Source organism: Kitasatospora sp. NPDC003701 (assembly GCF_053587085.1).
Window position 1 is genome coordinate 187,051 of the sequence record NZ_JBSFNM010000012.1, and the last position, 9,381, is coordinate 196,431.

9 protein-coding genes are annotated in these 9,381 nt (G+C 72.4%); 5 read left to right on the forward strand and 4 right to left on the reverse strand.

From position 1 onward, the window contains the following. Positions 1-254: 254 nt before the first annotated feature. The 4 genes from purS to ACWDRR_RS14720 all read left to right on the forward strand — a co-directional run bounded on the left by purS (position 255) and on the right by ACWDRR_RS14720 (position 4,710). Complete coding sequence (gene purS, locus ACWDRR_RS14705) at positions 255-542, forward strand: phosphoribosylformylglycinamidine synthase subunit PurS (protein ID WP_449772529.1); 288 nt, start codon at positions 255-257, stop codon at positions 540-542. Continuing rightward, a complete protein-coding gene (gene purQ, locus ACWDRR_RS14710; protein WP_387891057.1) occupies positions 539-1,216 on the forward strand; it encodes a phosphoribosylformylglycinamidine synthase subunit PurQ in 678 nt (225 codons plus the stop codon). Before purS ends, purQ begins: the two co-directional genes overlap by 4 nt. Then, a complete protein-coding gene (gene purL / locus ACWDRR_RS14715) occupies positions 1,216-3,471 on the forward strand; it encodes a phosphoribosylformylglycinamidine synthase subunit PurL (protein WP_449772530.1) in 2,256 nt (751 codons plus the stop codon). Before purQ ends, purL begins: the two co-directional genes overlap by 1 nt. 411 nt (positions 3,472-3,882) lie before the next feature. Continuing rightward, on the forward strand, positions 3,883-4,710 hold the full coding sequence (locus tag ACWDRR_RS14720; protein WP_449772531.1) for a sterol carrier family protein: 828 nt from the start codon (positions 3,883-3,885) through the stop codon (positions 4,708-4,710). An 18-nt stretch (positions 4,711-4,728) separates the two neighbouring features. Here ACWDRR_RS14720 and ACWDRR_RS14725 read toward each other — a convergent pair whose 3' ends face one another. The 4 genes from ACWDRR_RS14725 to fbaA all read right to left on the reverse strand — a co-directional run bounded on the left by ACWDRR_RS14725 (position 4,729) and on the right by fbaA (position 8,213). After that, positions 4,729-5,439 carry a hypothetical protein gene (locus ACWDRR_RS14725; RefSeq protein ID WP_449772532.1) on the reverse strand — a complete coding sequence of 237 codons (711 nt, stop codon included), beginning with the start codon at positions 5,437-5,439 and terminating at the stop codon, positions 4,729-4,731. Positions 5,440-5,543: 104 nt separating this feature from the next. Beyond that, the gene (locus ACWDRR_RS14730) at positions 5,544-6,473 is read right to left on the reverse strand and encodes a DUF3152 domain-containing protein (protein WP_449772533.1); all 930 of its coding nucleotides are present in this window, start codon (positions 6,471-6,473) and stop codon (positions 5,544-5,546) included. A gap of 230 nt (positions 6,474-6,703) precedes the next feature. Then, positions 6,704-7,117, reverse strand: coding sequence for a DUF3151 domain-containing protein (locus ACWDRR_RS14735; RefSeq protein WP_352288463.1), 414 nt, complete (start codon positions 7,115-7,117; stop codon positions 6,704-6,706). Between the two features lie 73 nt (positions 7,118-7,190). Then, the gene (gene fbaA, locus ACWDRR_RS14740) at positions 7,191-8,213 is read right to left on the reverse strand and encodes a class II fructose-bisphosphate aldolase (protein ID WP_449772534.1); all 1,023 of its coding nucleotides are present in this window, start codon (positions 8,211-8,213) and stop codon (positions 7,191-7,193) included. 324 nt (positions 8,214-8,537) lie between these two features. Here fbaA and ACWDRR_RS14745 point away from each other — a divergent pair, with 324 nt between their 5' ends. Then, on the forward strand, positions 8,538-9,257 hold the full coding sequence (locus ACWDRR_RS14745) for a DedA family protein (RefSeq protein ID WP_449772535.1): 720 nt from the start codon (positions 8,538-8,540) through the stop codon (positions 9,255-9,257). The last annotated feature ends 124 nt before the right edge of the window (positions 9,258-9,381 follow it).

Sequence of the window (9,381 nt, forward strand, 5' to 3'; positions counted from 1 at the left end):
GTGTCGGATACCCGGTGCACTCGGCTGGCCGATCTGTCCGGAGTGCCGGTATTCGGGTGTTCTTCGGCCGTTCTCGCTCGGGCCGCCGAATCCGCTGAAATGGGGTGGTCGCCGGGGTGTCCCGGGGAGCCGGACCCCTTGCGGCGTAAGGGTCGTGAGTCTACGCGCGTCACCCTCCCCGGCCAGCAAAGTCACCCGAAACCCCCGGTAGTCTGGAGTTCCCCCGCCTCACGAAGACACCACCGGGAGTGCCAGTGGCACGCGTCGTAGTCGACGTCATGCTCAAGCCGGAGATTCTCGACCCCCAGGGACAGGCGGTGCAGCGTGCACTGCCCCGTCTCGGATTCACCGGGATCGCCGACGTCCGCCAGGGCAAGCGCTTCGAGCTGGAGCTGGAGGGCCCGGTCGACGACGCCGCGCTCGCCCGTATCCGCGAAGCCGCCGAGACCTTTCTCGCCAACACCGTGATCGAGGACTTCACCGTCCGCGTCGAGGAGACCGAGACATTGGTCCCCTCCTCCGTCGCCGGAGACGCCAAGTGACCACCCGAGTCGGCGTCGTCACTTTCCCCGGTTCCCTCGACGACCGCGACGCCCAGCGCGCGGTCCGCCTGGCCGGCGCGGAGCCGGTCGCCCTCTGGCACCGTGACAAGGATCTCCACCAGGTCGACGCGGTCGTCCTGCCCGGCGGATTCAGTTACGGCGACTATCTGCGCTGCGGCGCGATCTCCCGCTTCTCGCCGGTGATGGACACCATCATCGAGCAGGCGAAGCTGGGAATGCCGGTTCTCGGTATCTGCAACGGCTTCCAGGTGCTCTGCGAATCGCACCTGCTGCCCGGTGCGCTCACCCGCAACGACTCGCTGCACTTCGTCTGCCGCGACCAGAAGCTGCGGATCGAGAACGCCGGCACCGCGTGGACCCGGGATTACTCGGCCGGCCAGGAAATCGTCGTCCCGCTGAAGAACGGCGAGGGCCGCTTCGTCGCCGACGAGCACGTCCTGGACGCGCTGGAGGCGGAGGGCCGCGTGGTCGCCCGCTACGTCGACGTCAACCCGAACGGTTCGTACCGCGACATCGCCGGCATCACCAACGCCGCCGGCAACGTCGTCGGCCTGATGCCGCACCCGGAGCACGCCGTGGAGCCGCTCACCGGTCCGACCACCGAGGGCCTGGGCTTCTTCACTTCCGTCCTGAAGCAGCTGGTGAACGCCTGATGACCCTCGACACCGTCAAGAACGCCGAGCAGACCCCGGACGCCGGCCAGCCGTGGTCCGAACTCGGCCTCAAGGAGGACGAGTACACCCGCATCCGGGAGATCCTCGGCCGCCGCCCGACCGGCGCCGAGCTCGCGATGTACTCGGTCATGTGGTCGGAGCACTGCTCCTACAAGAGCTCCAAGGTGCACCTGAAGCAGTTCGGCGAGAAGGTGCCGGAGAACGACGCGATGCTCGTCGGCATCGGCGAGAACGCCGGTGTGGTCGACGTGGGCCAGGGCTACGCGGTCACCTTCAAGGTCGAGTCGCACAACCACCCGTCGTACATCGAGCCCTACCAGGGCGCGGCCACCGGCATCGGCGGCATCGTGCGCGACATCCTGGCGATGGGCGCCCGCCCGGTCGCCGTGATGGACCCGCTGCGGTTCGGCGCGGCCGACCACCCGGACACCCGGCGCGTGCTGCCCGGGATCGTCGCGGGCATCGGCGGCTACGGCAACTGCCTGGGCCTGCCGAACATCGGCGGCGAGGTCGTCTTCGACTCCTGCTACCAGGGCAACCCGCTGGTCAACGCGCTCTGCGTGGGCGTGATGAAGCACGAGGACATCCACCTCGCGCAGGCCTCCGGCGCCGGCAACAAGGTCATCCTGTACGGGGCCCGCACCGGCGGCGACGGCATCGGCGGCGTCTCGGTGCTCGCCTCCGAGACCTTCGACGCCACCGGCCCGGCCAAGCGCCCGGCCGTCCAGGTCGGCGACCCGTTCCAGGAGAAGCTCCTCATCGAGTGCACCCTGGAGATCTTCTCCGAGAAGCTCGTCAAGGGCATCCAGGACCTCGGCGGTGCCGGCCTCTCCTGCGCGACCTCCGAGCTGGCCTCGGCCGGCTCCGGCGGCATGCGGATCGAGCTCGACACCGTGCCGCTGCGCGACAACACGCTCTCGCCCGAGGAAATCCTCATGAGCGAGTCGCAGGAGCGCATGTGCGCCATCGTCGAGCCCGGCAAGGTCGACCGCTTCCTGGAGATCTGCGAGAAGTGGGACGTCATCGCCACCGTCATCGGTGAGGTGACGGACGGCGAGCGGCTGGAGATCTTCTGGCACGGCGAGCTGGTGGTCGACGTGCCGCCGCGCACCGTCGCCCACGAGGGCCCGACCTACCAGCGCCCGTACGCCCGCCCGAGCTGGCAGGACGCGCTGCAGGCCGACGCCCCGAGCGCCGAGCGGCTCGCCCGCCCGACCACCGGTGAGGGCCTGAAGGCCGACCTGCTCAAGGTCGCCGGCTCGCCCAACCAGGCCTCCAAGGCGTGGATCACCGACCAGTACGACCGCTACGTGCTCGGCAACACCGTGCTCTCGGTGCCCGAGGACTCCGGCATGATCCGGATCGACGAGGAGACCAACCTCGGCGTCTCGGTCGCCACCGACGGCAACGGCCGCTACACCAAGCTGGACCCGTACACCGGTGCCCAGCTGGCCCTCGCCGAGGCGTACCGCAACGTCGCGGCCGGCGGTGCCAAGCCGCTGGCGATCTCCGACTGCCTCAACTTCGGCTCCCCCGAGGACCCGGACGTGATGTGGCAGTTCGCCGAGGCCACCCGCGGTCTGGCCGACGCCTGCCTGGCGCTCGGCACCCCGGTCACTGGCGGCAACGTCTCGCTGTACAACCAGACCGGCGAGACCGCCATCCACCCGACCCCCGTGGTCGCGGTGCTCGGCGTCATCGACGACGTCACCCGCCGCACCCCGATCGGCTTCGCCGAGGAGGGGCAGCTGCTCTACCTGCTCGGTGACACCGAGGACGAGCTGGGTGGCTCGGCCTGGACGCAGGTGGTCCACGACCACCTCGGCGGCCTGCCGCCCAAGGTCGACCTGGACCGCGAGAAGCTGCTCGGCGAGATCCTGATCGCCGCCTCGCGCGACGGCATGATCGACGCCGCGCACGACCTCTCCGACGGCGGCCTGGGCCAGGCGCTGGTGGAGAGCTGCCTCAAGGGCGGCCACGGGGCCCGGATCATCGTGCCCGCGGGCCAGGACCCGTTCGTGTTCCTGTTCTCCGAGTCGGCCGGCCGCGCGGTCGTCGCGGTGCCGCGCAGCGAGGAGCTCCGGTTCAACGACATGTGCACCGCGCGGGGCCTGCCGGCCACCCGGATCGGCGTGGTCGACGGTGATGTCCTGGACGTCCAGGGCCAGTTCACCGTCTCGCTGGCCGAGCTGACGGACGCCCACACCGGCGTCATCGAGGCTCTGCTCGCCTGACCCGATCAGCCCCGAGCCGGCGCGCCCCCGAGTCACCGGGGGCGCGCCGGCGTCGATTCACCCCCTGGACCGACGGGCCGCCCCGGCCCGGCCCGGTCGTCTGAAGGTCCGGCCACTGGCCCGAGGCCGGCCCGGCGCCGAACCTGCCCGAGCCGAAGGGCCGCGAGTCTTGAGCCCCGCCCCGAGCCGAAGGGCCGAGGCGAGGCGAGGTCCCAGCCGTATTGACCCCGGCCCGGCGCCGAACCCGCCCCGAGCCGAAGGGCCGCGCCGGTGCCGAAAGGGAGACAGCGAGGACGCCCCTCTTCCCCGGCCGAAGGCTGGGGAAGAGGGGCGTTGGAGCGCCGACCGTCGGCACCGGATCGAGCGGCCCGGAGGCGAGCGGGCGACAACACAGCCCGTACGCTGCGGGGCATGCCTCCCAAGTCCCGTACGTACCAGCCCCAGAAGGTGCGCGCCGCGCTGGCCGCGCAGACCGGGGCGCTGCGCACCGCCGTCCGCGAACTCTGCGCCGACCCGGCGGCCGAGCAGCTGCTCGCCCGGCCGACCAGGGTGGGGCAGTGGTCGGTGCGCGAGCTGCTGGCCCACCTGGCGGTCCAGCTCGACTGGGTGCCCGCCCACCTGGGCGACCCGCTGGAGGGGCGGCCGCCGCTGGACCTGCTGGGCTGGGTGTCCCGGGTCGCCGAGGTCGCCCCGCTGCTGGACGCCGGGGCCCGTGAGCACGCCGCCGCCGAGTTCGGCGGCTCCCCGGCCGCGGTGGCCGCGGCCTTCGACCGGGCCGCCGACGCCCTGCTCGCCGTCCTGGACGGGCCCGAAGCAGCGGACCCGCAGCGGCGGTTCGAGATCCGGCTGGGCTCGATGCTGCTCTCCGACCTGCTGGTGACCCGGCTGGTGGAGGCGGTCGTGCACGCCGACGACCTGGCCGACGCGCTCGGCCGGCCCGCGTTCCCGCACGACCGCCAGGCGCTCGCCGCCGTCACCCGGCTGCTGGCCGACGCCTTCGCGGACCGGACGCCCGGTGGGGCCGTCGAGCTGCGGATCCCGCCGTACGCCGTGGTGCAGGCCGTCGAGGGCCCCCGGCACACCCGGGGCACCCCGCCGAACGTGGTCGAGACCGACCCGCTGACCTGGATCCGGCTCGCCACCGGCCGGACGGACTGGGCCGCCGCCGTGGACGCCGCCGCGCTCTCGGCCAGTGGCGAGCGCAGTGACCTCGCGGCCTACCTGCCGGTCCTCGGATAGGCCCGGCAGGACCGGGGCCTAGGGGTGCAGTTGGGCGGCGAGCTGTTCGGTGGCCTTCCGGAGGGCCTCACCGGTCAGTGCGGGCTCCGGCGTGGCGTTCACGGTGTCCTGGGAGAGGGTCAGGGCGATGTCGCCCTTGCCCTTGGCCGCGACCCGGGCGACGCCCACCGACGCCGCGCCCGGGGTGACCTTGGTCCGGCCGGCCGTCGGCTGCTCGTCGGCGAACTGCTTCAGCTGGTCCACGCCGAGGTTGCCGGCGCGTTGGATGGACGGCAGCATCATGCTGACCACGGGCCCGTTCTCCGGGACGGCCAGCAGGTCGATCCGGACCGGGGTGGAGCCGACCGTGTAGGTGCAGGTCACCCAGGCGCTCGGGGGCGTGGCCGGGATCGAGGGCATCGCGGGCGGCGCGGAGACGCCGGCGGGCCACGGCTCGGCGGGCTTGCCGTTGCCGAGGTCGGTGTCGACCGCCGGCTCGTCCTTGGCCCCGGGGGTCACCGGCCGGTCGATCCCGGCCGACTTCAGGGCCGCCGGGAGGTCGAGACCGAACGGGCACGGGCCGGTCTTGTCGAGCCCCTGGGCGGTCGACCGGACGTGGTCGTAGGAGAGGCTGCCGACGCCGGCCACGTCGCCGGAGGAGGAGGAACACGCGGCCGTGCCGAGGAGGAGCCCGGCGGCGCCGGCCACGGCGAGGAGGCGGCGTCCGGCTGCGGTGCGGTCTGCTGTCATGCGATCACCCTAGAACGGCCTTGTCCCGGCCGGTCGGTGAACAGGTGTCGGTTCCGTACCGGCTCGGCGCGCGGCCGCCGTGACGCCCTCACCGGGGCCCCGGATCAGGGCACCGACGGGCCGCCGAGGTAGCCGCCCTGCGCCGTGTACGGCCAGGCGTTGGGTTCGCAGCCCTTGAGACCGTAGATCTGCTGCATCATCGCGGGCGCGGGCTTGCCGTCGCCCGGGCAGGTCTCGTGCCCGTGGCCGATCCGGTGGCCGACCTCGTGGTTGACGATCAGCGCCCGGTACTCGTCGATCGGGCCGCTGAACTGCGGTGAACCGGTGTTCCAGCGCTTGACGTTGACCAGGACCTGGTTGCCGACGTTGCAGTTCACCTCGCCGCGGGTGTTCAGGCCGGCGGCCCCGCAGATCCGGTCGACGGCGGCCGGCGAGGCGATCTTCACGGTGAAGTCGTACGCGCCGCTCGCCACCAGCTGGAAGCCGTTGCGGCGGTCGTTGGTCCAGCCGCGCGGGTCGGCGAGGATGCTCTGAACCTGTGCGGCGGCCGCCGCCGGGTCGATGCCGATTCCGTCCTCGACCTCCACCCGGTAGCGGCGGACGGTGCCCTTGCCGACCGGTGCGGCCGCGCCCGGGGCGACGGTGAAGGTGCCCGCGCCCTCGGTCGGGCCGGGGTCCGGGGTGCTCGGCCCGGCGGGGGTGGGCACCGGGGCCGGGGCGGGCGCCGGTGGCGGTGAGGGCGTCGGCGTCGGCGCCGGAGCCCCGGCGGGCGGGGCGGCGGCGGGCGCTGCGGCGGGCGGCGCGCTCACGTCGGGCGGGGTGACCCGGCCCTGCGCGGTCCGGTCGGCTACGGGCCCGGGGGCGGGGCGGTCGAGCATGAAGAGCGCCGCGCCGAGGACGGCCAGCGCCGCCACCAGCGCGGTGAGCATCCCGGGGCCGAGCCGCCGCCGCTTCGGACGGCGCCGGCGCCCGCCGGCGGCCGTGCTGGAGCTGCGCGGGCGGGAGCCGCGCCGGTCGGGTCTGGCTGCGGGCACGGTAGGGCTTCCTGTCGGACCGGTGGGGTCGCGAAAGCCTTCGAACTTCCGTGCGCCCCCCTCGCCCGGACACCCTGACATGGAGACCCGGTGAATGTCCACATACCGGGTATGCATCACAAAAGGGGACCGCCCCCGGTGCTGCCCCGGAAAGGACCCGCGAGGGATCCGGAAGGGACAGCTCCGGGAGCGGCCGTGCCGCGCAGGTGCCTGCGCGGGGTGCGGGCCGGTCAGCCCAGGGTGGCGGCGGCGGTCGGCGAGCTGTCCCGGAGGAACTGGGCGCAGCGCTCCGCCTCCTCCTTCTCGTCGATGGCCGCGGCGGCCCGGCCGAGCCCGTGCAGCGCCCGCAGGAAGCCGCGGTTCGGCTCGTGCTCCCACGGCACCGGGCCGTGGCCCTTCCAGCCGGCCCGGCGCAGCGAGTCCAGCCCGCGGTGGTAGCCGGTGCGGGCGTACGCGTAGGACTCGACGGTGCGGCCGGCGGCGAAGGCGTCGTCGGCGAGCTGGGCCCAGGCCAGCGAGGAGGTCGGGTACTTCGCCGCGACCTCGGCCGGGGAGGCGCCGCCGGCCAGCAGCTCCAGCGGAGCGGGCTCGGCGGGCAGGTGCGTCGGGGGCGGACCCCCGAGGAGGTTCTGGTGAATGCTCATGGCCCCCAGTGAACCACTGGGGGCCATGAGCGGGGGACCGGCCTCGGGAAGCGGCGGGGCTCCCGGGCGGTGCCTACTTCAGGCGGTTGCCGGCCGAGCGCAGCTGCTGGGCGGCCTCCAGCACACGGGCGGCCATGCCGGCCTCGGCCAGCTTGCCCCAGGTGCGCGGGTCGTAGGTGTTCTTCTTGCCGACCTCGCCGTCGACCTTCAGCACACCGTCGTAGTTGCGGAACATGTGGTCCACGACCGGGCGGGTGAAGGCGTACTGGGTGTCGGTGTCCAGGTTCATCTTCACGACGCCGTTCTCCAGCGCGGTGGCGATCTCCTGGGCGGTGGAGCCCGAGCCGCCGTGGAAGACGAAGTCGAACGGGTCCTTCTTGCCGTACTGGGCGCCGATCGAGTCCTGCAGCTCGCGCAGCAGCTCCGGCTTCAGGACGACGTTGCCCGGCTTGTAGACGCCGTGCACGTTGCCGAACGAGGCGGCCAGCAGGTAGCGGCCCTTCTCGCCCAGGCCCAGCGCCTCGGCGGTGCGCACCGCGTCGTTGACGGTGGTGTACAGCTCGTCGTTGATCTCGTGCGTGACACCGTCCTCCTCGCCGCCGGTCGGGGTGATCTCGACCTCAAGGATGATCTTGGCGGCGACGGCCTGGGCCAGGAGCTCCTCGGCGATGGACAGGTTGTCGTTCAGGGTCTCGGCGGAGCCGTCCCACATGTGCGACTGGAACAGCGGGTTGAGGCCCTTGGCCACGCGCTCGGCGGAGATCGCCAGCAGCGGGCGGACGTAGCCGTCCAGCTTGTCCTTGGGGCAGTGGTCGGTGTGCAGCGCGACGGTGATGTCGTACTTGGCGGCGACCACGTGCGCGAACTCGGCGAGCGCGACGGCGCCGGTCACCATGTCCTTGTTGTGCTGGCCGCCCAGGAACTCCGCACCACCGGTCGAGATCTGGATGATGCCGTCGCTCTCGGCCTCGGCGAAGCCGCGCAGCGCGGCGTGCAGGGTCTGGGACGAGGTGACGTTGATGGCCGGGTAGGCGAACTTGCCCGCCTTGGCCCGGTCGAGCATCTCGTTGTAGACCTCGGGAGTTGCGATGGGCATGCGAATCCGCTCCTGTCGGGTTGCGGCGTACGGACGGTGCTGTCCGACGCTGTGTACGCCTCTGTTACGACGCCGGGGTACCGGGGCCGACGCGCGGCTCTGCGGGGCGGCCACCTGTACCTGGGTTCGAAGCGCCGCCGCGGTACGACAATGAGGGTGTTTGCGACCGCGGTCCGGACGCCGGAGCCATCTTCCCATCCCGGGCCCCGGCACCACCATGTGGCCCGCCTGTCGGGACGGCTGCCCACGTGCGACGAAGGGATGAGCACCGTCTCGCCCCCCGGGCGGAAGCCCGCGTCAAGACGGGCCCGCTATCCTGCGCCCGTGGACTACAACCAGCTGGCCGTCAACTTGCTCGACGCCAAATCACTGATCTCGTCCCTCGGTGCCATCGGGCTGATCGCGATCATCTTCGCCGAGACCGGCCTGCTGGTCGGGTTCTTCTTCCCGGGCGACTCACTGCTGATCATCGCCGGCGTCGCCTCCTCGAACGCCGCCTCGTCGGTGCTCGGGGAGGGGACGAAGCTGCCGATCGCGGCCCTGCTGATCGGTGCGCCGCTGGCCGCCGTCGCGGGCGCCCAGCTCGGGCACCTGATCGGGGTGAAGGTCGGACCGAAGATGTTCGACAAGCCCGAGTCGAAGATCTTCCGGCGCGAGTACGTGCTGAAGGCGGAGGAGTACTTCAACAAGTTCGGGCCCGGCAAGGCCGTGGTGCTGGCCCGCTTCATGCCGATCGTGCGGACCTTCCTGAACCCGGTCGCGGGCACCCTGGAGATGCCGGCCCGGACGTTCTTCCTGTGGAACGTGATCGGCGGCGTGCTGTGGACCGAGTCCATGCTGCTGATCGGCTACTTCTTCGGTGACGCGCTCGCTCCGGTGATCGACAAGTACCTGATCCCGGCGGTGCTGCTGATCGTGCTGCTCTCGGTCTCGCCGATCCTCATCGAGGTGCTGCGCGAGCGCAGGAAGAAGAAGGCCGGCGGTGCCGAGGCCGCCGAGGCCGAGACCGCTCAGGCGGGTGCCGGGCGCCACCGCCGCGGCTGAGCGCCACCACGACGAACGGCCGGGGCCGGCAAGGCGCTCGGTGGGGGGCTGCCCATCGCGGCCTTCGCCGGCCGGGCCGACATCATGGGCGAGGTGGCCGCCAACCGGGTGAAGCACGGCGGGA

What these genes read in the sequence shown, in the direction of transcription:
- purL (WP_449772530.1), top strand. Translation starts at nt 1,216, where the DNA reads ATGACCCTCGACACCGTCAAGAACGCCGAGCAGACCCCGGACGCCGGC.
- ACWDRR_RS14720 (WP_449772531.1), top strand. Translation starts at nt 3,883, where the DNA reads ATGCCTCCCAAGTCCCGTACGTACCAGCCCCAGAAGGTGCGCGCCGCG.
- ACWDRR_RS14725 (WP_449772532.1), bottom strand. Translation starts at nt 5,439, where the DNA reads ATGACAGCAGACCGCACCGCAGCCGGACGCCGCCTCCTCGCCGTGGCC.
- ACWDRR_RS14735 (WP_352288463.1), bottom strand. Translation starts at nt 7,117, where the DNA reads ATGAGCATTCACCAGAACCTCCTCGGGGGTCCGCCCCCGACGCACCTG.
- fbaA (WP_449772534.1), bottom strand. Translation starts at nt 8,213, where the DNA reads ATGCCCATCGCAACTCCCGAGGTCTACAACGAGATGCTCGACCGGGCC.